Consider the following 24,874-nt stretch of genomic DNA (forward strand, 5'->3'; position numbering starts at 1 on the left):
CTGCAAAACACTTTGCGGAGCAGGTTATGATCAACGCTTATTCCATCGGGTTCGTTCTGACTGCCGGCACCGTCCTGGCCGGTGTCGATTACTACGACCAGTCTAACAAGGCCGGCTTTTCGCTGGGGCAGATGACGCCCGGCGCCTATATCGAAACGATCCCGAACAGGTTCACCTCAGCAAAGGAAGAGAAACTGGCCGAACAGGCCGAACGAGAGCGCAAGAGCCGCTGGCGACAGGGTGGGCAGGTCTACCTGCCCGACGCGCCCGAGGGATGGGAACGGCGTGCCCTGCTGGAGGGTGACGACAGCGCGATCCTGCCGCCGGAGGCCGGGCTGGACGGAGCGATGAGCAGCTCTACCGGCAAGGGTTTTCTTCAGCAAATGAACGCCCGCGACCACGTCAAGCAACTGAAGGAGCGCGCCGAGCAATCCTGGATCTACCAACGCGGCACGGAAACGGTGTTCGTCGAGGTGCGGCTGGTGGAGCGGCCCAGCTCGAATTCTCTTATCGGTATCGTGGCCAGCGCAATGGACGGTGTCATGATGGATGCCTTCGAACGCAACGTGGGTTATGGTGTCAAGGGTGGTTTCGGACTGACCGAGAAGCTGGGACATGACGGCAAGCGGCCCTATCACTTCCGCTACCTCGAAGGGTCGATCGGGTTCGGCCATGAGGTTCACCTGAGGGTTCACGCCAACGCGTCGCGCGAAGCGACCGAGGAAATCCTGAGCCGGATCGACTATGATGGCCTGAACAACCTGCTGCCGCGCCCAGTGCCCAGCGTCGGGAACGACGTCGCTTTGCCGGAAGATATCGACCCGGTCGCACTGAGCTTGGAACTGCACCGCCTGAAATCGGATTTCCTGGGGCTGCGGGCGCGGGAGGCGCAATACAAGATCGAGAACATTGACACGGGCGCCTTGGTTCTGAACGCCTATTCGATGCGTCTTGGAGGTGCTGACGGGGCTGTCGATATCACCGGGGGCAAGGTCACGGACCTGAGCGGACTGATCGAGCTAGGGTTTTATCGTGGGCGCGAGGCCGTCATGGCGGGCAAATCCGCCGAGGAGGTGCAGGACGAGGTCACGCAGATGGTCGACACCGTGATGATGGTGGCCGACGCCGAGACCGCCGCCGCCGCCGCCCGCGCCGCCAACGCACCCGAACCGGAAATGTCGCCCGAACTGCAGGCCGAACTTGCCGCGCTGGGCGGTGCCGCAACCATGCCGGCCACGCCCGGACAATCGTCAGATGCACCCGACACGGCGGCGATTGCCGCCGCCAACCGGGCTCGGGATATGGAAGCCTCGGCCGGCGGCAAAATCCTGATGCAGATCGACGAAGCGCAAAGCGACCGCGAGGCGGGCAAGATTTTCTCGAAAGCTATCGACCTTGTCGCGTTCGAGTCGTTCCGGTCGGCCCGCAACGCCACGGACGAGGAGATGGAGGCGGGAATGGCGATCGCTGCTTCGGGGTTCGAGAGCAAGCACGATCTGCCGCAGGGCAGTTGCAGCTTCGACATGGGCGCGCTGCGGCTGGAATGCGACACGTCGAAGGGGTGCAACCCAACGGTCTGCTGTCCAAGCTGATCAGCGAGGTCACAGGCGGTGAGGAAGGCGCATCGCCGGTCCCCCAACGCGAAGAACCGGCGGCCAAGCCCAAGCGGCTGGAGCTGTCGAACGGCAAGGCCGGTTCCGGGCGGCGCTGCGTCGGAAGCTTCTGCGACTAAATCCGACCTGTCTTAACGAAACCTGAACGCACCGTACCCGAGGATGGGGGCGGTGCGTCGTTTTTGTTCCGTGACATGTCGGATGGACCCGCCGCACGTTTACAGGCGTGATAAAACGCACGCCAGCAGACCTGCCAAGGGAGTCGGATGGCATGAAGACCCAAGTCAAAGCACTGATCGTCGGCGGCGGAGCCGTCGGAACCTCGATTGCCTATCATCTGGCCCGCGCAGGCTGGGAAGACGTCATGCTGATCGAGCGCGACGAGTTGACCTCCGGCTCGACCTGGCACGCCGCGGGCCTCTTGCCCTATTTCAACATGTCCTATGCGACGACGCATATTCATGACTACTCGATCAAGTTCTACAAGACGCTGGAAGAAGAGACCGGGCTGAACGCCGGGTTCTCGGTCGTGGGCAACTTGCGCATGGCGCAGAGCAAAGAGCGTATGGATGAATATATGCTTTACGCCTCGACCGCCGAGACCTGTGGCGTGCCCTATGAGTGGATGACGCCCGCGCAGATCAAGGAGCGCTGGCCGCTGGTCAATACCGACGACCTGGAAGGCGCGATCTATCACCCGACCGATGGCTACATCAACCCTGCGGACGTCACCATGGCGATGGCCAAGGGCGCGCGGCAGCGCGGCGTGACGATCGAGCGGAAATGGCAGGCCGACGGTTTTGAGTGGAAGGGCGATCACTGGGATGTGACGCTGACCAAGATGGTCGAGAAGGGCGGCAACCTCGTGCCTTCCGAAGAGCAGATTGTCGTGTCGGCAGAGCATGTTGTGACCGCCAGCGGCAACCACGCGCAGCGCACCGCGCGGATGCTGGGCATCAAGATGCCCGCGATCCCGGTGGAGCACCAGTTCATCGTGACCGAGCCCGATGCCGAGCTGGTCAAGTACCGCCAGGACGGCGGCGAAGAGCACCCGGTTCTGCGCGATGCCGACGCCAAGTGGTACGTCCGCGAGGAGCGTGGCGGCTGGATCCTTGGCCCTTACGAGCTGAACGCGCCCGCGCGGTTCGAATACTCTGTGCCGGACACGTTCCGCGCCGACCTCTTCCCGCTGGATCTGGAGCGGATCGAGGAAGAATACATGTCGATGATCCACCGGATCCCGTCGACGGAAACCGTTGGTTTGAAAGACGATTACAACGGTCCGATCTGCTATACGCCCGATGGCAACCCGCTGGTCGGCCCCGCGCCGGGGCTGCGCAACATGTGGCTGGCAGAGGGCTTCAGCTTTGGCATCACTGCGGCTGGCGGCACGGGCTATTACCTGGCGCAGCTGATGGTCGAGGGCGAGGCCGAGATCGACATGGCGAGCCTGGATCCCAAGCGGTATTCCTCGGGCTGGATGACGACCGAGTTTGCCGCGCGCAAGAACGAGGAAGCCTACGAGCACGTTTATATCCTGCACCACCCCGACGAGGAGCGGCCCGCCTGCCGCCCGCTGCGCACGGCGCCCGCCTATGACCGGCAAAAGGCGCGTGGCGCGCAGTTCGGGTTCGTCAACGGATGGGAAAGACCCAACTATTTCGGGCCCTTGGATGCGCCGGACAGCTTTGACCACGACGCGCGGTCCTTCCGTCGCGGCGGCTGGTGGGAGCATACCAAGGCCGAGGCAGAGGCGGTACGCAACGGCGTGGGCCTGATCGACGCGACGGCGTTCACCAAGCACGTGGTGAAGGGGCCGGGTGCGACGGCGTTCCTCGACTGGTTCACCTGCAACAAGCTGCCCAAGGTGGGCCGCATCAACCTGACCTATGCGCTGACCGATCATGGCACGACGCGCACGGAATACACCATCGTCCGAACCGGTGAGAATGCGTATTATTGTGTCTCGGCAGGGGCCTGGACGGAATACGACGCCGATTACATGCGCAAGGCGGCCGAAGAGAAGGCCGAGGAATTCGGGTATATCGAGATCCAGGACGTCACCACGCAATGGGGTGTCTTCGCCATCGCGGGGCCGAAATCGCGGGATGTGCTGAACGAGGTCATTAAGGACGCCGATCCGGCTACGGCCTTGAGCAACAAGCGTTTTCCGTGGCTGTCGTGCCGCGAGATCGAACTGGGCATGTGCCCGGTGAAGGCGATCCGCGTGGCCTATACCGGCGAGCTGGGATGGGAGCTGCATCACCCGATAGAGATGCAGAACTACCTGTTCGACCTGCTGGAAAAGGCGGGCGAGAAGCATGGCATGAAGCTGGTCGGGGCACGGGCGCAGAACTGGCTGCGCCAGGAGAAATCCTATCGCGCCTTCGGCAACGAGCTGGGCCGCGATGCGACCCCGCTGGAGGCCGATCTGCCGCGCTTTGTCGATCTGGACAAGGACTTCCACGGCAAGGATAAATTGCAGGAGACGGGTGTCCGCTCGAAGTGCTGCACTCTGCTGATCGACGGGCCGCAGGATGCCGATCCGTGGGGTCGCGAGGTGCTCTACACCGAGGACGGCACGCGGGTCGGGCGGCTGACCTCGGGCGGGTATTCGGTGCATTTCGGCAAGTCGATCGGGATGGGATATGTCACGCCTGATCTGGCGGTGGAGGGCACCAGGCTGAAGGTCAAGATGTTCGACAAGCTGTGGGACGCAACCGTGACCTGCGACAGCCCCTACGATCCGAAGAACGAGACCATCCGCAAGGATGGGTGAGGGGTGCGCGACCCGGGGTGTTAACGGCTGAAACCCGTGTCGGTATCACGTCGGTATTTCAGTGGTAACGCGTCGGTGCCTTTCGCGCCGACGCGTTTCTTAATGGAGCGTTCGGGACGGACCGGTGGATTTCGCCCTGGAGGTCCCGGGTCAGGCCCGGGACGGGGTAGGCCGTCAGCGGGTGCGCGCCCGAAGCCAGCGCTGCCAGGTGGCGCGGTTGCCGGCGAAGACGTTGATGTCGACGCCGCCGCCGACGCCCGGCACCACGCCGGTGCCGGTATATTGCCAGAAGCTCCAGCTTTGGCCGGGATAGGTGGTGGCGAGCGTGCGGGCGGTGGAGCGCAGCCAGAACTCCTCGTTCAGCTGGCCGATGCCGGTCTGGCGGTAGAATTCGAGCGTGGTGTAGATGATCGGGCGCTGGCCGTAATGCCGCTCGAGGATGTCCATGAAGACGCGCGCCTGGCGGCGGACCTCGGCCCCCGGCGGGCGGGTGGTGCAGGTCGGCGAATAGGGGTTCCATTCCAGGTCGATCACCGGGGGCAGGGCGCCCCCCTCATTCGGGACGTTGCGGATGAACCAGCGGGCCTGCACCTCGGGCGGGGTGCAGAAATAGTAGAAGTGATAGGCGCCGCGGGCGACGCCGGCCCGGGCCGCGCCGCTCCAGTTTTGGGCGAACTTGGGGTCGAGGCGGTCGCCCCCCTCGGTGGCCTTGATGAAGGCGAATTCGATGCCGGACTGGCGGACGCTGGCCCAGTCGATATCGTTCTGGAAGCGGGAGACGTCTATGCCGTGAATGTCGTAGTTCCAGGGCGGCGGGCCATCCCACTCAACGGGGTCGTTGTCGCCGAAGCGCGGCCCGGCGCAGGCGGCTGTCAGGGTGAGGATGCAAAAGGCCAGCGCCGCGACGAGAAACCGGATCATGACGTCTCCTGTGATCGTACCATTACAAGGGCCAGGTTGTTGGCCGGCATCTCGGTGCGCGCGATGACGGCCAGCCCTGACTCGTGCGCCCAACGTAACATGTCGGTGTCGTTCTTGTAGCCCGCTTCCGGGTGATCGGCGCGGATGGCGGCATCGAAACGCGCATCGCCTTCGGACGTGGCCCGGCCGTTGCGCAGGAACGGGCCGTAGACGATGAAACGGCCCGTTGGGGAGAGGGCGCGGGATGCCTCGGCGATGAGGGTTCGGGCGGCGGAGGTCGAGACCAGGTGCAGGAGGTTGACCAGCAGGATGAGGTCAAAGCCGTTGTAGGTGGCGGACCAGCCGGGTTGGGTGGCGTCGAGGTGAACAGGCGGCCGTATGGTGCCCTCGGGCGCATCGGCGGACCATGCGGCGATGGAGGCGCGGCGTTCTTCGACGATCTCGGTTGGCTGCCAGATGAGGCCGGGCAGGCGGGTTGCGAAATGGGTGACGTGCTGGCCGGTGCCGGAGGCGATTTCCAGCGCGGTGCCAGAGGAGGGGGCATGGGAGCGCAACAGGTTGAGGATCGCGTCGGCGTTGCGTTCGGCGGCGGGGGCGTGCAGGCGTGCGCCTGTCCCCTGGTGGGCGACGGAGATGCGGGGCGGCGTGTCAGTCATAAGGACAGTTGGGACGGGATCGGTGCGGGGTGCAAGGGGGATTCCGACAGCCAGAGGTCCCGGGTCAGGCCCGGGACGGGTTGGCGCGGAATGATCGCCGGTGTTTGCAGACGGCAAGGCGCGTGGGTTTCACCCACCCTTTGAGACGCCCCGCCGGGTGGGGCGGGGCTTTGACGTTCAGTTCGGGATCTCGGCGGTGAGACCTTCGACGAAGAAATCCATGCCCAGCAGCGTGGCGTCATCGGCCACTTCGCCATCGGCCAGCCAGGGCGTGCCGTCCTGCTTGTTCAGCGGGCCGGTGAAGGGGTGGTATTCGCCTGCCGCGATGGCCTCTTTCATCGCCAGCGCCTCTTCTTTCACGTCCGCCGGCACCGCGTCGGTGATCTCGCCGATCTCGACCATGCCGGGGGCGATTCCGTCCCATGTCTCGGTGCTTTCCCAGGTGCCGTCGATCACGGCCTGGGTGCGGGCGATGTAGTAGGGCGCCCAGTTGTCGATGATGGAACTGACGCGCGGCGTGGGCTTGTACTCGGCCATGTCGGAGGCCTGGCCGAAGGTGATGACGTCACCGGCCTTTTCCGCCGCGGCCTGCGGCGCGGTCGAGTCGGTATGTTGCAGGATCACGTCGGCGCCCTGGTCGATGAGGGCGGTGGCGGCGTCGGCCTCTTTCGGGGGGTCGAACCAGGTGTAGGCCCAGATCACCTTGAACTCGACCTCCGGGTTCACCTTGCGCGCGTGGATATAGGCGGCGTTGATGCCGCGGATCACCTCGGGGATGGGGAAGGAGGCGATGTAGCCGATGATGTTCGACTCCGTCATCTTGCCGGCGATATGGCCCTGGATCGCGCGGCCCTCGTAGAAGCGGGCGGAGTAGACCGAGACGTTGTCTGCGGTCTTGAAGCCGGTGGCGTGTTCGAACTTCACGTCCGGGAATTTCTGCGCCACGGCCATGGTGGCGTCCATGAAGCCGAAGGACGTGGTGAAGATGAGGTCCGCGCCCTGCAGGGCCATCTGGGTGATGGCACGCTGGGCATCGGCGCCTTCGGGCACGCTTTCGCGGAACACGGTTTCGACCTGGTCGCCGAAATGTTCCTCGACCGCGAGGCGGCCCTGGTCGTGTTCATAGGTCCAGCCGCCGTCGCCGACGGGGCCGACGTAGATGAAGCCGACCTTGGTCTTGTCCTGCGCCAGCGCGGGCAGGGCGAGGCCGAGCGTCAGGGCGGCGGCGCCGAGGATGCGGGTGAGGGTCATTGAGATCTCCCTGTTGGTGTGGTTGGCCTCACTCGGAGGCATGGAACATGCGGCCCAGCGAGCCGGGCGCGCGGGATTTGTCGCCCGACATGATGACCAGCACGAGAATGGTGATCAAGTAGGGCGACATGGAAAGGTATTCCGCCGGGATCGGGATGCCGGTGGGCTGAAGGTTGAGTTGCAGCACCGAGATGCCGCCGAAGAGCCAGGCACCTAATAGGACGCGGCCGGCCTTCCAGCTGGCGAAGACGACGAGCGCGAGCGCGATCCAGCCGTATCCGGCGGTCATGCCTTCGGTCCATTGCGGCACGCGCACGAGGGAGAGGTAGGCGCCGCCCAGCCCCGCGCAGGCGCCGCCGAAGAGGATCGCCAGGAGGCGGACGCGCACGACCTTGTAGCCCAGCGCGTGGGCGGCGTCGTGGTTCTCGCCCACCGCGCGCAGGATCAGGCCCGCACGGGTGTATTTCAGCATCGCCCAGACGGCCGCCACAAGGGCGAGGGCGAGATAGACCATGAGGTCGTGGGAAAAGAGGATGGGGCCGACGATGGGCAGGTCCGACAGGACGGGGATATCGAGCGCGCGCGTGGGCGGCGGCTTGATGCCCTGGTAGCCCTGGCCCAGCAGCGCGCTGAGCCCGAGGCCGAAAAGCGTGAGGGCAAGGCCCGAGGCGACCTGGTTGGCCAGGGCGAACTGGGTCAGAAAACCGAAGAGCAGCGCCAGCACCGCCCCGCCAAGGGCGGCTGCCACGAAGCCCACGAATGGCGAGCCGGTGTTGACCGCGATGGCGAAACCGCAGATCGCGCCGGTGATCATCATGCCCTCGACCCCGAGGTTGAGCACGCCCGCACGCTCCACGACAAGTTCGCCGATCGCGGCCAGCAGGATCGGGGTGGAGGCCACGATGAGCGACGCCAGAAGCAGCGTGGGATTGATCGCGGAGAGGTCCATCTAGGCCACCTCCGCCGTTTTCCAGCGCAGGCGGAAATGGGTCAGCATGTCGACCGCCAGCAGGAAGAAGAGCAGCATGCCCTGGAACATCTGGATGGCGGCGGCGGGCAGGCCGAGATTGGATTCGGCGGTTTCGCCGCCGATATAGGTGAGCGCCATCAAAAGCCCTGCGAGCAGGATGCCGACAGGGTGCAACCGGCCCAGGAAGGCCACGATGATCGCGGTAAAGCCGTAGCCCACGTTGAAGTCGATGCTGACCTGCCCGGCGGGGCCCGCGACCTCGAACAGGCCGGCAAGGCCCGCGAGCGCGCCGGAAAGGCCGAGGCAGATCAGGGTCAGGCGCGCGGGGGCCACGCCCGCGAACCGCGCGGCGCGCGGCGCCTGTCCCGCCAGCCTGATGTAAAAGCCCAGAACGTGCCGCGTGAGCAGGATATAGGCGAAGATCACGGCGATGAGCGCGGCGACGACGACCCCCAGTGAATGCCGGTATTGGCGAAAAGCTCGGCATTGTGGGCCGAAGGATAGTCGCGCAGGTTGCGCGAGCCGGGAAAGCCGCGGCCCTCGGGATTGCGCAAGAGGCCCAGCGCCATCTTGGCCAGCAATTGCTCGGCCACGTAGACCAACATCAGCGACACGAGGATCTCGTTGGTGCCGAAACGCACCTTCAGAAGGCCCGGGATCATCGCCCAGGCCCAGCCGCCCAAAGCGCCGGCGAGAACCATCAGGGGGAAGATCAGAATCGACTCGGCGGGATAGAAGGCAAGGCCCACGCCGGCGCCGGTGAGCGCGCCGATGATGTACTGCCCCTCGGCGCCGATATTCCAGATATTCGCGCGGAATCCCAGCGCGAGGCCGATGGCGATGAGGATCAGGGGCGCGGCCTTTACCAGCAGTTGCGGGCGGTAATAGGAGGCGAACTCGCCAAAAAGCGGCTCCCAGAAGATCGTCCGGATGGCCTCGACGGGGTCCTGGCCCAGGGCCGCGAACATCGCCCCCCCGGCGATCATGGTGATCACCACGGCAAGCACGGGCGCAACAGCGGACCATGTGCGGGAGGGCTGGGGGCGGCGCTCGAGTGTCAGCACGGGGGGCGTCCCGAGCGGAGGGCGAAATGCCGTTTCTTCCTCTGGCCGAAAATATCCCCGCCGGAGGCAAGAATCTCTTTTCGCGCGGGCTCAGACATGTGCCACCTCCATGTCATGGGCACCACCCATCATCAGGCCGACCTGTTCAGTCGTGAGCTCTGCGGTGGGGTGGATGTCCGACAGGCGGCCCGCGTTGAGGGCGGCGAAGCGGTCGGAGATCTGCATCAGTTCGTCGAGGTCCTGGCTGATCACCAGGATGGCGGCGCCCCTGGCGGCGAGGTCCATCAGAGCCTGACGGATGAAGGCGGCGGCTGCGGCGTCGACGCCCCAGGTGGGTTGGTTGACGACCAGCACCTCGGGGTCATGCGCCATCTCGCGGCCGATGACGAATTTCTGCAGGTTGCCGCCCGACAGCGCGCGGGCAGCGGTTTCGGGGCCGGGCGTGCGGACGTCGAAGGCACCGATCACCTTTTCGGCAAAACCGCGGGCGCGGGGCCAATCGAGAAAGCCGCGCTGGGAAAGGTCCTGTCGCGCGGTGCCGGTCAGCAGGGTGTTCTCGGTGAGGCTCATGTCGGGGGCGGCGGCGTGGCCCAGCCGTTCCTCGGGGGCGGAAAACAGGCCGAGATCACGGCGGGCCTGCGGCGGCAGGCGGCCGATGGGACTGTCGTCGAGGCGCAGCGCGTCGGCCGGCACCGCCAATTCGCCCGAGAGCGCGGCCAGGAGTTCGTCCTGCCCGTTGCCCGCGACGCCGCCGATGCCGAGGATTTCGCCGGCATGGAGCGTGAGAGACACGTCCTTGAGCGAGGTGCCGAAGGCGGAGGGGGCGCGGACGCAGAGCGCATCGAGCGTCAGGCGCGGCCGCCCGGGCGCGGTGTCGCGTTTGGCCGGGCTTGCAAAGGCGCTGCCCACCATCATTTCGGCCATGGCCTGCGCGGTGGTCTGCGCGGGATCGCAAGTGCCCACGTTGCGGCCCCGGCGCAGGACTGTGGCGCGGTCGCAGAGCGTACGGATTTCTTCCAGCTTGTGGGAAATATAGAGGATCGCCACGCCCTCGGAGGTGAGTTTCCGCAGCGTCTCGAACAGGATCGCCACCTCCTGCGGGGTCAGCACCGAGGTGGGTTCGTCCATGATCAGCAGGCGCGGGTCCTGCAGCAGGCAGCGGATGATCTCGACCCGCTGGCGTTCGCCCGCCGACAGGTCGCCCACGGTGCGCCCGGGGTCGAGCGGCAGGCCGTAGGTTTCCGAGACGTCCCGGATACGGGCGGCGAGGGTGCGCATGGGCGGCGGGGTTTCCATGCCGAGGGCGACGTTCTCGGCCACGGTCAGCGCGTCGAAAAGCGAGAAATGCTGGAACACCATCGCCACGCCGTGGCGGCGGGCGTCGCTGGGTTCGGTGGGGGAATACGGTTTGCCGTGCAGGTGCATGGTGCCGCTGTCGGGTTTGACCAGCCCGTAGATCATCTTGACGAGGGTGGACTTGCCTGCGCCGTTTTCGCCCAGAAGCGCGTGCACCTCGCCGGGGTGGATGTCGAAGGACACGTCCTCGTTGGCGACCACGCCGGGATAGGCCTTGGTCAGCCCTTCGATGCTGAGCAGCGGTTTGGTCACGCGCCGTTATCCCCCGGTTTCGCGGCTACCCGTCCCTGTTAGCCCAAGCCGGGCGGCCACGGCAATGGGGGAGCGGCAAAACGCGGTGTCGCAGCGATGCGCCTGATGCGGATTTGGGCAGATGTCGGGCTTGGCGGCGGGGGCGGCGCTGGATAGTGTGGTGGCATGAGCAGTTCCCCCCGATTCATCCATCTTCGCGTCCATACCGAGTATTCCCTTCTGGAAGGGGCGGTGCGGCTGAAAAAGCTCGCGGACCTCTGCATCAGGCACCAGATGCCCGCGGTGGCGGTGACCGACACGAACAACATGTTCGCCGCTTTGGAGTTTTCCGTCACGGCGCAGGGGGGCGGGGTGCAGCCGATCATGGGCTGCCAGATGGATCTGGAATACATGACGCCCGAGCCGGGCAAGCGGCCGGTGCCGCCCGCGCCGGTGGTTCTGCTGGCGCAGAACGAGGAAGGCTACGAGAACCTGATGAAGCTCAATTCCGCGCTCTACTTGCGCGGAGACGGGCAGTTGCCGCATCTGACGGTCGAAGATCTGGAGGCGCATGGCGCGTCGGTGATCTGCCTGACCGGCGGGCCGGAGGGGGCGGTGGGCAAGCTCTTGCAACTGGGCCAGCGCCCGGCGGCGGAGGCGTTGATGCAGCGGCTGGCGGGGATCTTCGGAAATCGCCTCTATGTCGAGTTGCAACGGCATCGCGGCGAGGCGGGCGTGCCGGAGGCCGAGGCCAAGACCGAGCGCGGGTTCGTCGAGATGGCCTATGCCATGGAGCTGCCGCTGGTGGCGACGAATGACGTCTATTTCCCCGAAGCCAGGATGTACGAGGCGCATGACGCGATGATCTGCGTCGCGGAAGGGGCCTATGTGGACCAGTCCGAGCCGCGGTGGCGGCTGACGGCGGAGCATTACTTCAAGTCGCCCGCCGAGATGGCAACGCTCTTTGCCGACCTGCCCGAGGCGCTGGAGAACACGGTGGAGATCGCGCAACGCTGTGCCTTTGGCGCGTATCGGCGCGACCCGATCCTGCCGCGCTTTGCCGATGACGAGGTGGACGAGTTGCGGCGGCAGGCGCAGGAGGGACTGAAGGAGAGGCTGGCGGTCATTCCGCACGCGGCGTCGGTGGAGGAGTACGAGAAGCGGCTGGAATTCGAGCTGGGGATCATCGAGGGGATGGGCTTTCCCGGTTATTTCCTGATCGTGGCCGATTTCATCAAGTGGGCGAAGGACCATGATATCCCGGTGGGGCCGGGGCGTGGCTCGGGCGCGGGCAGCCTTGTGGCCTATGCGCTGACGATCACGGACCTCGATCCGCTGCGCTACAGCCTGCTGTTCGAGCGGTTTTTGAACCCGGAACGTGTGTCGATGCCCGACTTCGACATCGACTTCTGCATGGATCGCCGGGAAGAGGTGATCCAGTACGTGCAGGGCAAATACGGGCGCGACAAGGTGGGGCAGATCATCACCTTCGGTGCGCTTTTGTCCAAGGCGGCGGTGCGCGATATCGGGCGGGTGTTGCAGATGCCTTACGGGCAGGTGGACCGCCTGTCGAAGATGATTCCGGTGGAGGGGTTAAGCCCGTCAGCATCGAGAAGGCATTGGCGCAGGAGGACCGTCTGCGTGAGGAGGCCCGCAACGAGGAGGTCGTGGACCGCCTGTTGAAATACGGGATGCAGGTTGAGGGGCTCTTGCGCAACGCCTCGACCCACGCGGCCGGGGTTGTGATCGGGGATCGGTCGCTGGATGAGCTGGTGCCGCTGTACCAGGATCCGCGGTCGGACATGCCGGCGACGCAGTTCAACATGAAATGGGTCGAGCAGGCCGGGCTGGTGAAGTTCGACTTTCTGGGCCTGAAGACGTTGACGGTCATTCAGAACGCCATAGAGCAGATCCATGCGGGTGGGCGGGATTTGCATACCGCCGCCGATGGGTCCCAGATCTACGAACCCAACGAGGGGGCGGAGAACGATATCGGGCAGATCCCGCTCGATGATGAAAAGACCTATGCGCTTTATGCCAAGGCGAAGACGGTGGCGGTGTTCCAGGTGGAAAGCTCGGGCATGATGGATGCCCTGAAGAGGATGAAGCCGACCTGCATCGAGGATATCGTGGCGCTGGTGGCGCTCTACCGGCCCGGGCCGATGGAGAACATCCCGAAATACTGCGAGGTGAAGAACGGGCTGAGCGAGCGCGATTATCTGCACAAGTCGGTGGACCATATCCTGGACGAGACGCAGGGCATCATCGTCTACCAGGAGCAGGTGATGCAGATCGCGCAGGAAATGGCCGGGTATTCGCTTGGCGGCGCGGATCTGTTGCGCCGGGCCATGGGCAAGAAGATCCAGGAAGCGATGGATGCCGAGCGGCCCAAGTTCATCGCGGGGGCCAAGGAAAACGGGGTGGACGACGCCAAGGCGCTGGAGGTGTGGAACCTTCTGGACAAGTTCGCCAACTACGGCTTCAACAAGTCGCACGCGGCGGCCTATGCGGTGGTCAGCTACCAGACGGCGTGGCTGAAGACCAATCACCCGGTGGAGTTCATGGCCGGGGTGATGAACTGCGATATCCACCTGACGGACAAGCTGGCCGTCTATTTCGAGGAAGTGAAGAAGGGGCTGGAATTGCCCTGGGCGCCGCCTTGCGTGAACCGCTCGGACGCGACCTTCCAGGTGAAGGACGGCGTGTTGCATTATGGCTTGGGCGCGCTCAAGAACGTGGGCGTGGAGGCGATGCGGCTGATCGTGGCGGCGCGGCGTGATGGGGGCGACGAGGCCCCGGATCAGGTCCGGGGCGGGGAGGGCGAGAAGCCGTTCGTCACGCTTTATGATTTTGCGCGGCGGGTCGATCTGAAGGCGGTGGGCAAGCGCCCGCTGGAGATGCTGGCGCGGTCGGGGGCGTTCGACGAGCTGGACCGGAACCGGCGGCGGGTGTTCGACAGCCTGGAGGCGCTGATGCGCTATTCGGCGGCGATCCATGAACAGAAGGGTTCGGCGCAGGTGTCGCTGTTCGGCGAGGCCGGCGAGGACCTGCCGGAGCCGCGGCTGAGCCCGGTCGAGGACTGGCTGCCAGCCGAGCGGCTGACCGAGGAATATACCGCCGTAGGGTTCTACCTGTCGGGGCATCCGCTGGACGATTACATGGCCGCGCTGAAGCGCAAGGACGTCAAGACGCTGGACGAGGTCAACGAGCTGGCGGCGCGGTCGGGCGCGGTGGTGGCCAAGATGGCGGGCGTCGTGGCCGGGCGGCAGGAGCGGAAGTCGGCGCGGGGCAACCGCTTTGCATTTGTTCAGCTGAGCGACGTGACCGGTGGATACGAGGTGACGATGTTCTCGGATACGCTGGAGGTGGCGCGCGAGCATCTGGAGACCGGCAGCCAGGTGGTGATCGTGGTCGAGGCGACAATGGAAAGCGACCAGCTGAAGCTGCTGGCGCGGTCGGTGCAGCCGGCCGATGCGGTGGTCGCGGATGCGGGCGCCAGCGGGCTGAAGATCTTCGTCGACAGCGAGACCGCGATCGGGTCGGTCGCGCAGGTTCTGACCAATGCGCCGACAACCGCGGCGCGGGGCGGGCGCGGGCCGATCAGGTTCTGCCTGATGAACGAGGCGCTGCCCGGCGAGGTGGAGATCGACGCGGGCCGCGAGTTTCCGGTGACGCCGCAGATCAAGGGGGCGATCAAGAGCCTCGACGGCGTGGTGATGGTCGAGGACCTCTGAACCGGCCTCAGGTGATTCGCATCGGCAACAGTTCACCGGTCCGCGGGCGGGCCAGTGGACCGCGCCCCGGTTCTGGGCTAGATCGTTGCCGGGATGCGATGGGACGCCGGGAGGACCATGCGGAAAATTGCGTTGATTTGCGTGCTGGCCCTCGCGGGCTGTGGCGCACCGGAAGCCGAGATCGGCCGCCTGTCGGAGCAGGACGTGCCCGAGGACGCCGGACGGATGGGCGCCGTGCCCGGGCCCGAAGCGCAGGACGAGGCCGCCGGAGGCGGGTTCCTGGCGCGGTTGCTGGGCGGGGGCAACCCGAGCGCGGAGGATGCGCCGCAGGAGACTGCGGAGGCCGACGCCTCGACGCAAACGGCCAGCCTGACGCCGCCGGAGACCTATGGCGCGTCGCGGGAGGTCGAGCGGGCACCGCGGAAGCGGGGCCTATTCGGGCTGCTGGGCGGCGGCGGCAACACGCCCGCCGAGGGCGCCACGAGTGAGGTCGCGCCGGGAACGGTGCTGCCCTATGGCCGGGTCGCGCGGGTGTGCGGGATGAGCGACCGGCAGATGGGCCGGCGGGTCGAGACCTACCCCGAGCGGCGCGGCACCTACGCGCTTTACGACAGTTCGCCGGGCAGCACGGCGCTGCGGACCTTCTACCTGACCGGGTTCGATGATGGCTGTGCGCGACAGTTTTCGGCCGCGGTTGCGGTGCTGGCGGGGGCCGAGTCGCACGAGCAGCTGCGGTACGGTCTGCCGGCCGAGGTTCACCCCTACAGCACGACCGACAAGGCGTATGAGGACCTCAAGTCGCGCGTGTGCAGGGTGGGCCGGGGCAAGCCCTGTGGCAACCGGATAGGCCGGCTGGAGAACGACACGGTGTTCGTCAGCATCTACGAGCGGTTCGGCAGCAACGCGCAGTGGAACACGGTCCTGGTGCATGACGGGGATGTTCTGGCGCAGGATCGCAAGGGCGGCTGAGGCGGGCCGCGCCGGGTTCGGGGCTTACCAGTGAGGCGGGCGGCTGTCGCCCACGACTTCCTGTCCGTCCAATGCCGTTTCGCGCTCGGCCTCGCGCTCCAGCAGCAATTGGACGCGCCGGTTGAGCAGGGCGATCACCGTCTCCTGCCGGGCGACGGTGTCGGACAGGTCGTCCACGGCCCGGATCAGGTGGGCGATTTTCTCTTCGAGCTCTTGCATATCTGGCCTATCGACTGCGGTTCGATGCAGAATTGGCCCGATTCCCGCTCCAATCAAGGGGAAAAGCCGCCATGGCCTTTCGGCCCGCATCTTGCCGTGCTTGCCCCGCAAGGCGCCTTCGGCTAGACCGCGCCGCAAAGCCCCCAGCCAAGGAATTAGGGACATGGCGAAGACCAAGAAGGCCCCGCGCCCCAAGGCGGAAACGCCCAAGGGGTTCCGCGATTATTTCGGTGTCGAGGTTACCGAACGCGCCGAGATGCTGCGCAAGATTGCCGGGGTCTATCATCGCTATGGGTTCGACGCGCTGGAGACGAGCGCGGTCGAGACGGTCGAGGCGCTGGGCAAGTTCCTTCCGGATGTCGACCGGCCGAACGAGGGCGTCTTTGCATGGCAGGAGTTCGATGAAGACGACAAGGGCGACTGGATGGCGCTGCGTTATGACCTGACGGCGCCGCTGGCGCGGGTCTATGCGCAGTATCGCAATGATCTTCCGACGCCCTACCGGCGCTATGCGATGGGGCCGGTGTGGCGGAACGAGAAGCCGGGGCCGGGGCGGTACCGGCAATTCTATCAGTGCGATGCGGACACGGTGGGCACGGCCAGCATGGCGGCCGATGCGGAGATCTGCGCGATGCTGGCGGATACGCTGGAAGAGGTGGGAATCCCGCGCGGGGATTACCTGATCCGGGTGAACAACCGGAAGGTTCTGAACGGGGTGCTGGAGGTCATGGGCCTTGACGAAGGCGACCAGCGCGACGCCGTTCTGCGCACCATCGACAAGTTCGACAAGGTGGGTGAGGAGGGCGTGCGGGCGCTCTTGACCGAAGGGCGGCTGGACGCGTCGGGGGCCTATATCGACGGTGTGGGGCTGACCCATGCGCAGGCCAAGCCGGTGCTGGCCTTCCTGACCTCCAAGGCCGAGGACGCGGCCGAGACGCTGGCCAACCTGCGCGACGCGGTGGGCGAAAGCGCGATGGGCGCGGAAGGCGTGCAGGAGCTTGAGGCGATTGCCGATCTGCTGGCGGCGCAGGGCTATGGGCCGGACCGGATCGTGATCGATCCAAGCGTCGTGCGGGGCCTGGGGTATTATACCGGCCCCGTGTACGAGGCGGAGTTGACCTTCGAGATCCGTGACGACAAGGGCCGCAAGCGGCAGTTCGGCTCGGTCGCGGGCGGGGGTCGGTACGATGACCTGGTGAAGCGGTTCACCGGGCAGGCGGTGCCGGCGACGGGGGTGTCGATTGGCGTGGATCGCCTGCTGGCGGCGCTGCGCGAGAAGAGGCGGATCGGGGGCACGGTCGAGGGTCCCGTGGTGGTGACCGTCATGGACCGGGACCGGATGGCGGATTACCAGGCGATGGTGTCGGAGTTGCGGAGCGCGGGCATCCGGGCGGAGGTGTATCTGGGCAACCCCAAGAACTTTGGCAATCAGTTGAAATACGCGGACCGGCGGGGCAGCCCAGTGGCGGTGATCGAGGGTGGCGAGGAGAAGGACCGCGGGATCGTTCAGATCAAGGACCTGGTCCTTGGCGCGCAGATTGCCGAGAACGCCACGCTGGAGGAATGGAAGGAACGCCCGAGCCAGTTCGAGGTGCCGCGCGACCAGCTGGTGGCGAAGGTGCGCGAGATCCTGGACGGTCAGGAGGGATGAGTATCACCCCGGACAACCGCGCGGCGGTGAAGGCCGAGGCGGCGCGGCTGCGCGACATGTTCGAGGCGGCGGGTGCGGTGCCGGTGGAAACGTCGGTGCTGCAACCGGCGGACACTCTGCTGGACCTTTACGGCGAGGATATCCGGGCGCGGGCCTATGTGACCTCGGACGCGCTGCGCGGCGAGCAGATGCTGCGGCCCGACTTTACCGTGCCGGTGGTGCAGATGCACATGGCGCATGGGGCGGAGCCGGCCTGTTACACCTATGCCGGCGAGGTCTTTCGGCGGCAGGAAGACGACCCGGATCGGCCCAATGAATACCTGCAGGTGGGTTTCGAGATGTTCGACCGGCGCGCGCCCGCCGAGGCCGATGCGCGGGTCTTCGCGGTGATCCACGAGGCGGTGAAGCACCTGCCGTTGCAGGCCGTTATCGGTGATATCGGCATTTTGATGGCCGCGGTCGAAGGGCTGGAGACGACGGAACGGCGCAAGGTGGCGCTGCGCCGCCATATCTGGCGGCCCCGGCGGTTTCGCGCGCTGATCGAGCGGTTTTCGGGCCGGGCGCCGGTGCCGGAGAGCCGGGCGGCGCTCTTGAAGGCGAGGGACCCGATGGCCTGCGACGCGCCGATGATCGGGTTGCGCGGGCCGGACGAGATCGCGGCGCGGATCAAGGCGCTGCGCGAGGATGCGGACGCTCCGCCGCTGGCGGCGCGGGACGTGGAGTTGCTGGACGCGGTGCTGGCGGTGCGCGAGAGCGCTGACAACGCGCTGGAGCATCTGCGCGACATCGCGGTGGACATGCCGGCGATTTCGGGTGCGGTGGAGTTGCTGGCCCGCCGGCTGGAGGCGCTGGAGCGCGCGGGCGTGGCGCCGCAAACGCTTGAGTTCGAGGCCAGCTATGGCCGGACGCAGATGGAATATTACGATGGCTTCGTGTTCGGCTTCTTGGTGCCCAAACGCCCGGACCTGCCCCCCGTTGCCACGGGCGGGCGCTATGACGCGCTGACCCGGCGGCTGGGCGGGGGCGACGAGATTCCGGCGGTGGGCGGCGTCATCCGTCCCGACCAGGTGGTGGCGCTGGAGGGCGGGGCATGAGCGTGAAGATCGGTGTGCCCTCGAAGGGCCGGTTGATGGAGAAGACCTTTGGCTGGTTCGCGGACCGCGGTGTGGAACTGGGCCGGAGCGGGGAAGAGCGCGAATATGCGGGCTTTGTCCGGGGCGTCGAGAATGTAGAGCTGGTGCTGTTGTCGGCGGGGGAGATCCCGCGCGAGCTGGCCGCGGGCCGGATCCACCTCGGCGTGACGGGCCAGGACCTGATACGCGAGAAGCTGGGCGGCTGGGAGCAGGTGGTGGAAGAGGTCGAGGTGCTGGGCTTTGGTGCCGCCGACCTTGTGCTGGCGGTGCCGCAGGCGTGGGTGGACGTGGGCACGCTGGATGATCTGGATGCGGCGGCGGCGGCGTTTCGCGAGCGGCACGGGTTCCGATTGCGGATCGCGACGAAGTATCACCGGCTGGTGCGGGAGTTCCTGCGCGACAACGGCGTGGCGGATTACCAGCTGGTCGACAGCCAGGGCGCGACCGAGGGCACCGTCAAAAACGAGACGGCGGAGGCGATTGCCGATATCACCTCGTCCGGGGACACGCTGCGGGCCAATCACCTGAAGACGCTGGAGGACGGGATGATCCTGCGCAGTCAGGCGACATTGTTCCGGTCGCGCAGGGTGGCGCATGACCCGGAGGATCATGCGGCGCTGAAGGCGCTGCTGGATACGCTGGGCGTGGACTGAGGTCTTCTTTTGAGTATTTTTGGAACAGTGAAGACCTGCCGGTGCCATGATCCGGCGGCGGTGCGGGGCGTGGGCGGTGTGGATTTGCGTATTTCCGGCAAGAAAAAGCCCGGGGTGCGGTGATGCAGCCCGACGTGCGGCAGCCCTATTCTTTTCGGGATGATCCGGCGGTGCCGGGGTTCGATAACGGGCGGATCGTCGTGGTGATGGATGCGGAATGTGCGCTGTGTTCCCGCGCGGCGCGGCGGATCGCAAAGCTGGACAAGCACGACCGGGTGCGGATCGCGCCGATGCAGGGCGCACTGGGGCGGGGGCTGCTGGAGCATTACGGGCTGGATGCCGACGACCCGGCGTCGTGGCTGATGATCGAGCACGGGCGGGCGTGGGGCTCGCTGGAGGGAATGGCGAGGCTGTTCCCGCAGCTGCATTGGGCTTACGCGCCCGCGCGGCTGGTGTGGGTCTTGCCGGTCAGGCTGCGTGATCGGATCTATGCGCGGATCGCGTGGAACAGGTATGCGGTGTTCGGGTATGGCGACTTGTGCGCCTTGCCGGACCCGCAGGTGCAGCGGCGGCCGTTGCGGTGACGGACTATGCCGATCTGCCGGGCGCGAACGGGATGGCGGCGCTGGCGCCGGAATGCCGGGCGTTGCACGCGGGCGATGGTGTGTTTCACGGCCGGATCACGGTGGAGGTGACGCGCAACCCGGTGCTGCGGGTGGCGCTGCGGCTGGCGGGGTTTCCGCTGGCGGTGCAGGGTGCCGAGTTGAGGTTCGAAGAGCGCAGGCGCGGTGATCGGGACGTCTGAACGCGCCGCATGGACGGGCAGGTCATGGAGACCGTCCAATGGGCCACGCCCGACGGAGGGCTTGCCGAGCGGATGGGCGCGGTGGTGGCCATCAGCAGGCTGGTGCCGGCGCAGGGCGGGCTGGACCTTGTCGACTGGCGGTTCCGATGCCTGGGGGTGCCGGTGCCGCGAAGGGCGGCGCCGAAGGTCGCAGCGCGCGAGCGTCCGGAGGCGGGGCGCTACCGGTTCGAGATTTCCATCGGACTGCCCTGGGGGCGCGCGCCGGTGCTGCGCTATCACGGGTGGCTAGACGTGACCGAGGCGGCGGACGAGGGCGGGTAGATCGGCGACGGTGTCGATGACGTGCTCGGCGCCCGCATCTTTCAGCAGGGCGGTGGCGTGGGCGCGGAGCGGCGCGATCTCGGCCTCGGTGAGGGCGGCCAGGTCTTCGGGCGTCTTGCCGACCGCGTTGCCGGAGAGGGCGACACCCACGGTGACGCAGCCCGCCGCGACGCCTTCCAGGATGCCGGGGGCGGTATCATCTACCTTGAGGATCGTTTCGGGCGGGTAGGCGACAAGGTCGATCATGCATTTATACATGCCCAAGGGGCCCGGGCGGCCCTCGGGCAGGTCGTCCGAGCACACCAGGTTGTCGGGGGCGTAGCCCTGTGCGGCCGCGACGGGCAGCACGTGGTCCATGATCGAGCGGGTGTAGCCGGTGGTGGAGCCGATCTTGAGACCCATGGCGCGCAGTTCGGCGATGGCCTCGGCGCAGCCGGGGACGAGGGTGGCGTGATCGGCGGCCACCTTTTCGTTCATGGGCACGAAGACCTTGTAGACGGCATCGACATCCGCGTCGGCGGGGGCGCGGCCATGCTGTTCGTGCCATTGGCGGGCGAGGTCGGGCATGTCGAGCATGGTGCGGATATGGTCCCACTTGGGCGCGCCCATCGGGCCGCGGGCCTGTTCGATCGTGGCTGTGATGCCGAACTGCGCGAAGGCTTCTACGAAGACGCCCATGGGGGCGAAAGAGCCGAAATCGACGGTGGTGCCGGCCCAGTCGAACACGGCGGCGGTGAAGCGGGTCATGCGCGGGTTTCCTGCTGTCGGTTCGGGCGTGTCTAGCGGGCGAGTTTGATGGTTTTGTGACAGATCTCAGAGCCCCGAGAGGAAGGCCGAGAGGGCCGTGCCCAGATGATCGGAGACATAGCCGCCCTCCTGCACCAGCACGAGGGGCAGGCCGGTGTCGGCAAGGGTGCGGGCGACGCGGGTGAAGCCGGGGGTGGTGAGGGCGAGGCCCTTGAAGGGGTCGGCTTCGTGCGCGTCGAGGCCGAGCGCGACGACCAGCGCGGTGGTGCCGAAATCGGTGATGCGGGCAAGGGCGGTGTCGAGCGCGGGGGGCATAGCCGTCGTCGCCGGTCCGGCGGGGCAGGGGGAGGTTGAGATTGGCGCCAAGGCCGGGGCCGGCCCCGCGTTCCTGCGCATGACCCCAGAAGAACGGATAGAAATCCGAGGGGTCGGCGTGGATGGAGACGGTGAGCACGTCGGCGCGGTCGTAGAAGATGCCTTGGGTGCCGTTGCCGTGATGCACGTCTATGTCGAGGATGGCGGGGCGGTGGCCGGTGGCCAAAAGGCGGGCGGCGGCGACGGCGGAGTTGTTGAGGAAGCAAAAGCCGCCGGCCTGGTCGGCATAGGCGTGGTGGCCGGGCGGGCGGCAGAGGGCGTAGGCGTGGGGCGCGCCGGAGGCCACCGCGTCGGCGGCGGCGATGGCGCATTGGGCCGAGGCATAGGCCGCGTTCCAGGTGTGCGGGCCGATGGGGCAGGCGGTGTCGGCCTGGTGATAGCCGGCCTGACCGACAGGGGAACTGGGGTAGCTGTCCTGGCGCCTGCGCGGGTGGATATTGGGAACGACCTCGGGCGCGGCGCCGTCGAGAGCCGACCATCGGTCATGGATGGTGCGCAGGAAGGTGAGGTATTCGGCGCTGTGCACCGCCGCGATCGGGGCGAGGCTGGCATCGGGCGGCGCGGCGAAGGAACAGCCCGCCGCGCTGGCCGCGTCCCTGAGGATGGCGATGCGTTCCGGGGCCTCGGGCGAAGGTTTCAGAACGCCCTGGTGAAGAAAGGTTTGCGGCGCGTGGTCGGACTGGGCCGAGGCGAGATAGGCGTGCATGATCGAGTCCGTTTCAGGGCGTTTCGTGCGCAGGATAGCGCGGCGCGGCGGGGAATGACACAGCAAGGTCCGGCAAGAATTGGCACGCCTCGGGTAGCGAGTACGGGTCGCGCGGAGATCACACAGGGTTCACGATATTGTTTTCGCGGGCGAGTGCGGAAGCCGCGATTCTGCGCTTGGATGTGGAAAATACCGTTTTTTATCAGTGGCATAAATGCCATGTCTGTCAAGGGGTCTACGCAATTCCGGCGCGTGCCGGAAGGCCACCAAATGTGACGCAAGAAATTTTTGGGAACCTGGGCGGGGCCAGGCGGTTCTTACCCCAGATCGCAGCACGGTGCTGCATAGCGAAGGAGATTACAATGTTTAACCGTACGATTGCACTCGCAGCCGCATTTTCGACCGCAGGCGCACTTGCCGCTTACGCCGAATCCACCGTTGGCGAAGACGTGACCAACAAGGGTCAGGTCCTGGAAAACGCCGCTGAAGTTGAAGATGGCAACACTGAAATCGAAGCGACGACCTATTCCGAAGATGGCGACGACATCGTCGTGATCGGTACGCAAACCTCGGGCTCGGCCGACGAAGGTGTCGATGACGAGGTTGCACAGGACGAAACCGGTGCGGAAAACACCGAGGGTGAGAACATCCTGCTGATCGCAGAGCCGGGTAAAGAGATCTTTACCGTGACCGGCGACCCGGTGGGCACCGTGTCCTATACCGAGGACAATGGTGAACTGGGCGGTCTGGTCTTTGTCGACCTTGATCCCGAAGGTGGCTACCAGGTGCCGACCGTCGGTATCCAGGTGAAGTCGCTGCAGACGACCAACCAAGGCAAGGCGCTGGAGTATGCGTTCACCGTGGACTACCTGCGTGACCGTATCGCCGACGCGATCAACCGCGGCTAACGCCTGAAACTAACATGACACATTGGCCGGGGCGCGTATGCGTCCCGGCTTTTTCATGCGTTCGCGACAGTTCGCTTACGGCGCAGGGCGGTGACCGAAGATATTGCCAGCGCGACGGAACAACGCAGGCCATCGCGCGTTGGTGCACAGATCGACGTATCATTCAACAAGAGACATCGTGAGGACATCAAGATGAGCGCCAAGACCAAAGCCAAAGAGCTGGTGGAAGACGGCAAGGAAGCCGTGAGCAAGGAAGCCGAAGTTCGCGCGACGCAATTCCGCGATGACGTGGCCGATCACGGCGACACCGTTTCAAGCGCGGCGAAGAAGGCCGCGGGGGAATTCGACGATTACGAGGCCGTGCAATCGATCCTGACACAGGCCGGAGCGGCCGTGGAGGACGCGACCAACCGGCTGCGCGAGCGGTCCATCCCGGACCTCGTGGAAGACGTTTCGACATTTGCCCGGCGCAACCCGCTGCTCTTTCTGGGCGGCGCCGCGCTGGCCGGGTTTGCCGCAGCGCGGTTCCTGAGCGCCAGTGCGCCGAAGGATGACGGACCCGAACTGATCGCAGCTGACGAGGATGTCTGGTCGGGCTACCTGCCCGAAAGCTCGAGCACGGGGACGCAAGACTGATGAAGGACGCCCCCAAACCACCGTTCGGCGTGGTGGTGGCCCGCATCCTGCGTGAAGCGCGGGGGCTGCTGTCCGCCCATACCGACCTGGCGCAGCGCGAGTTGCGCCAGAACCTGCGGTCGGCCAAGGCGGGATTGATCCTGATCGCCGCGGCGCTGCTGTTTGCACTTGTCAGCGTTCATGCGCTGGGCGTCGTGGCCGTGCTGGCGCTGGCCGATATGGGCCTCGGGCTGGGAACCGCCGCAGCCATCGTGTTCGGGGTGTTCGTCGTGCTGACGATCATACTGGGCGCGATCGGGATGCGGTGCCTGTCGGCCCGCGCGATGCTGCCCCGGCGCACGATCGAAAGCCTGAAATCCGATATTGCATTATTCGAGGAGAGTCACAATGACCGCGAAGTCTATGGAAAAGCTTGAAAAAGACGCAGAGCAACATCGTGCCGGGCTGGCGGACGCCATCGGGGATTTCGCCCACGCGGTGAACCCCGGACGTCTTGGCCGCCAAGCCATCGACGATGCCGCGGAATTCGGACGCAGTGCCACGCACAGCATCACGCAATCGGCCAAGGACAACCCTGTGGGCCTTGCACTGGTGGGCATTGGCGCGGCGATCATCGTGGCCGGCGGTGCGGCGCATCAGAAGGGTGCATTCTCCGGTATGGGCCGTAGTTCGGACGGATTGAGCCAGGACGAGCGTATCGCCCGCGCGGCGGAGCGCAACGCCCGGCGCACCCATATCGCCGCAGGCCGTCTTTCCGCCTCGGCCACGCGGATGCGCAAGATGCTGCACAACGGTCTGGACCGCCTTGGACCGGAAGCGCGGGATCGTGTGATTTCGTTGCGGCTCAAGGCCGTCGACGCGCAGGAGGCCGCAGAGCGGTATGCCCGCGGAGCGGCAAACTCGGCAGTCGAGACCCACAACTCGCAGCCGCTGATCACGGGTCTCGTGGCGGCAGGCATCGGCGGGATGCTGGGCGCGCTTCTGCCCAGCACGCGCCGCGAGGCAGAGATCATGGGCGCCCGTCGGGATGCATTCCTGCGCGCGGCCGAGGAACGCCTGAGGGCGGAGATCTCGGAACTGGAGACCAAGGGCAAGGCAGCGGTCAACGAAGCGGTCCGTGCCGGAACCGAACAGTTCCAGTCCAAGACCGGCTGAGAGTAAATACCCAAGGTGGTA

At 66.2% G+C, this 24,874-nt stretch carries 21 protein-coding genes and 3 pseudogenes; 15 read left to right on the top strand and 9 right to left on the bottom strand.

The annotated features are described in order from the left end of the window. Window positions 1-26 precede the first annotated feature (26 nt). The 3 genes from ACSQ76_RS06150 (at window position 27) to ACSQ76_RS06160 (ending at window position 4,392) form a co-directional block, all read left to right on the top strand. Entirely contained in the window at window positions 27-1,592 is a 1,566-nt protein-coding gene (locus ACSQ76_RS06150) for a hypothetical protein (protein ID WP_437155863.1), read from the top strand. Next, complete coding sequence (locus ACSQ76_RS06155; RefSeq protein WP_437155864.1) at window positions 1,544-1,732, top strand: hypothetical protein; 189 nt, start codon at window positions 1,544-1,546, stop codon at window positions 1,730-1,732. Before ACSQ76_RS06150 ends, ACSQ76_RS06155 begins: the two co-directional genes overlap by 49 nt. 152 nt (window positions 1,733-1,884) lie before the next feature. Next, window positions 1,885-4,392 (top strand): GcvT family protein, encoded by a 2,508-nt coding sequence (locus ACSQ76_RS06160; protein ID WP_437155865.1) that lies wholly within the window; start codon window positions 1,885-1,887, stop codon window positions 4,390-4,392. Window positions 4,393-4,566: 174 nt separating this feature from the next. Here the strand turns inward: ACSQ76_RS06160 and ACSQ76_RS06165 are convergent, their stop codons facing one another. From ACSQ76_RS06165 to ACSQ76_RS06190, 6 genes and pseudogenes are all read right to left on the bottom strand, one after another. After that, window positions 4,567-5,313 carry a GH25 family lysozyme gene (locus ACSQ76_RS06165; RefSeq protein WP_306127837.1) on the bottom strand — a complete coding sequence of 249 codons (747 nt, stop codon included), beginning with the start codon at window positions 5,311-5,313 and terminating at the stop codon, window positions 4,567-4,569. Further along, a complete protein-coding gene (locus ACSQ76_RS06170; RefSeq protein ID WP_437155866.1) occupies window positions 5,310-5,969 on the bottom strand; it encodes a DUF938 domain-containing protein in 660 nt (219 codons plus the stop codon). The genes ACSQ76_RS06165 and ACSQ76_RS06170 overlap by 4 nt, the downstream gene beginning before the upstream one ends. A gap of 177 nt (window positions 5,970-6,146) precedes the next feature. Continuing rightward, entirely contained in the window at window positions 6,147-7,220 is a 1,074-nt protein-coding gene (locus tag ACSQ76_RS06175; RefSeq protein ID WP_437155867.1) for a BMP family ABC transporter substrate-binding protein, read from the bottom strand. Window positions 7,221-7,248: 28 nt separating this feature from the next. Then, complete coding sequence (locus ACSQ76_RS06180; protein ID WP_437155868.1) at window positions 7,249-8,169, bottom strand: ABC transporter permease; 921 nt, start codon at window positions 8,167-8,169, stop codon at window positions 7,249-7,251. After that, a pseudogene (locus ACSQ76_RS06185) lies at window positions 8,170-9,254 on the bottom strand (ABC transporter permease). A 90-nt stretch (window positions 9,255-9,344) separates the two neighbouring features. Continuing rightward, window positions 9,345-10,862, bottom strand: a complete 1,518-nt coding sequence (locus ACSQ76_RS06190) for an ABC transporter ATP-binding protein (RefSeq protein WP_437155869.1) — start codon at window positions 10,860-10,862, stop codon at window positions 9,345-9,347. 165 nt (window positions 10,863-11,027) lie between these two features. Between ACSQ76_RS06190 and dnaE the strand changes: the two are divergent. Both dnaE and ACSQ76_RS06200 read left to right on the top strand, forming a co-directional pair. Next, window positions 11,028-14,575: pseudogene (gene dnaE, locus ACSQ76_RS06195) on the top strand (DNA polymerase III subunit alpha). A gap of 117 nt (window positions 14,576-14,692) precedes the next feature. Beyond that, on the top strand, window positions 14,693-15,544 hold the full coding sequence (locus ACSQ76_RS06200; RefSeq protein ID WP_437155870.1) for a hypothetical protein: 852 nt from the start codon (window positions 14,693-14,695) through the stop codon (window positions 15,542-15,544). Window positions 15,545-15,568: 24 nt separating this feature from the next. Here ACSQ76_RS06200 and ACSQ76_RS06205 read toward each other — a convergent pair whose 3' ends face one another. Continuing rightward, window positions 15,569-15,763, bottom strand: coding sequence for a SlyX family protein (locus ACSQ76_RS06205; RefSeq protein WP_437155871.1), 195 nt, complete (start codon window positions 15,761-15,763; stop codon window positions 15,569-15,571). Window positions 15,764-15,926: 163 nt separating this feature from the next. On the opposite strand from ACSQ76_RS06205, the gene hisS reads away from it, so the two are divergent. The 6 genes from hisS (at window position 15,927) to ACSQ76_RS06235 (ending at window position 20,326) form a co-directional block, all read left to right on the top strand. Further along, entirely contained in the window at window positions 15,927-17,414 is a 1,488-nt protein-coding gene (gene hisS / locus ACSQ76_RS06210; protein ID WP_437155872.1) for a histidine--tRNA ligase, read from the top strand. Continuing rightward, complete coding sequence (locus ACSQ76_RS06215) at window positions 17,411-18,508, top strand: ATP phosphoribosyltransferase regulatory subunit (RefSeq protein WP_437155873.1); 1,098 nt, start codon at window positions 17,411-17,413, stop codon at window positions 18,506-18,508. The genes hisS and ACSQ76_RS06215 overlap by 4 nt, the downstream gene beginning before the upstream one ends. After that, on the top strand, window positions 18,505-19,200 hold the full coding sequence (hisG, locus tag ACSQ76_RS06220) for an ATP phosphoribosyltransferase (RefSeq protein WP_437155874.1): 696 nt from the start codon (window positions 18,505-18,507) through the stop codon (window positions 19,198-19,200). The genes ACSQ76_RS06215 and hisG overlap by 4 nt, the downstream gene beginning before the upstream one ends. A 122-nt stretch (window positions 19,201-19,322) precedes the next feature. Beyond that, window positions 19,323-19,784: a thiol-disulfide oxidoreductase DCC family protein gene (locus ACSQ76_RS06225; protein ID WP_437155875.1), complete on the top strand. Its 462-nt coding sequence runs from the start codon at window positions 19,323-19,325 to the stop codon at window positions 19,782-19,784. After that, the gene (locus tag ACSQ76_RS06230) at window positions 19,781-20,005 is read left to right on the top strand and encodes a hypothetical protein (RefSeq protein ID WP_437155876.1); all 225 of its coding nucleotides are present in this window, start codon (window positions 19,781-19,783) and stop codon (window positions 20,003-20,005) included. Before ACSQ76_RS06225 ends, ACSQ76_RS06230 begins: the two co-directional genes overlap by 4 nt. Window positions 20,006-20,014: 9 nt before the next feature. Then, on the top strand, window positions 20,015-20,326 hold the full coding sequence (locus tag ACSQ76_RS06235) for a DUF4166 domain-containing protein (RefSeq protein WP_437155877.1): 312 nt from the start codon (window positions 20,015-20,017) through the stop codon (window positions 20,324-20,326). Here ACSQ76_RS06235 and phnX read toward each other — a convergent pair. Both phnX and ACSQ76_RS06245 read right to left on the bottom strand, forming a co-directional pair. Then, a complete protein-coding gene (phnX, locus tag ACSQ76_RS06240; protein WP_437155878.1) occupies window positions 20,291-21,073 on the bottom strand; it encodes a phosphonoacetaldehyde hydrolase in 783 nt (260 codons plus the stop codon). The genes ACSQ76_RS06235 and phnX overlap by 36 nt on opposite strands. Before the next feature lie 66 nt (window positions 21,074-21,139). Further along, window positions 21,140-22,154: pseudogene (locus tag ACSQ76_RS06245) on the bottom strand (histone deacetylase family protein). A gap of 362 nt (window positions 22,155-22,516) precedes the next feature. Here ACSQ76_RS06245 and ACSQ76_RS06250 point away from each other — a divergent pair. The 4 genes from ACSQ76_RS06250 (at window position 22,517) to ACSQ76_RS06265 (ending at window position 24,853) form a co-directional block, all read left to right on the top strand. After that, entirely contained in the window at window positions 22,517-23,062 is a 546-nt protein-coding gene (locus ACSQ76_RS06250; protein ID WP_437155879.1) for a hypothetical protein, read from the top strand. A 192-nt stretch (window positions 23,063-23,254) separates the two neighbouring features. After that, window positions 23,255-23,698, top strand: coding sequence for a hypothetical protein (locus tag ACSQ76_RS06255; RefSeq protein WP_437155880.1), 444 nt, complete (start codon window positions 23,255-23,257; stop codon window positions 23,696-23,698). Then, window positions 23,698-24,114, top strand: a complete 417-nt coding sequence (locus ACSQ76_RS06260; protein ID WP_306127857.1) for a phage holin family protein — start codon at window positions 23,698-23,700, stop codon at window positions 24,112-24,114. The genes ACSQ76_RS06255 and ACSQ76_RS06260 overlap by 1 nt, the downstream gene beginning before the upstream one ends. Then, window positions 24,086-24,853 carry a hypothetical protein gene (locus tag ACSQ76_RS06265; RefSeq protein ID WP_306127858.1) on the top strand — a complete coding sequence of 256 codons (768 nt, stop codon included), beginning with the start codon at window positions 24,086-24,088 and terminating at the stop codon, window positions 24,851-24,853. Before ACSQ76_RS06260 ends, ACSQ76_RS06265 begins: the two co-directional genes overlap by 29 nt. The last annotated feature ends 21 nt before the right edge of the window (window positions 24,854-24,874 follow it).

Source organism: Roseovarius sp. B08, from assembly GCF_051417955.1.
In the GTDB taxonomy this organism is placed as follows: Bacteria; Pseudomonadota; Alphaproteobacteria; order Rhodobacterales; family Rhodobacteraceae; genus Roseovarius.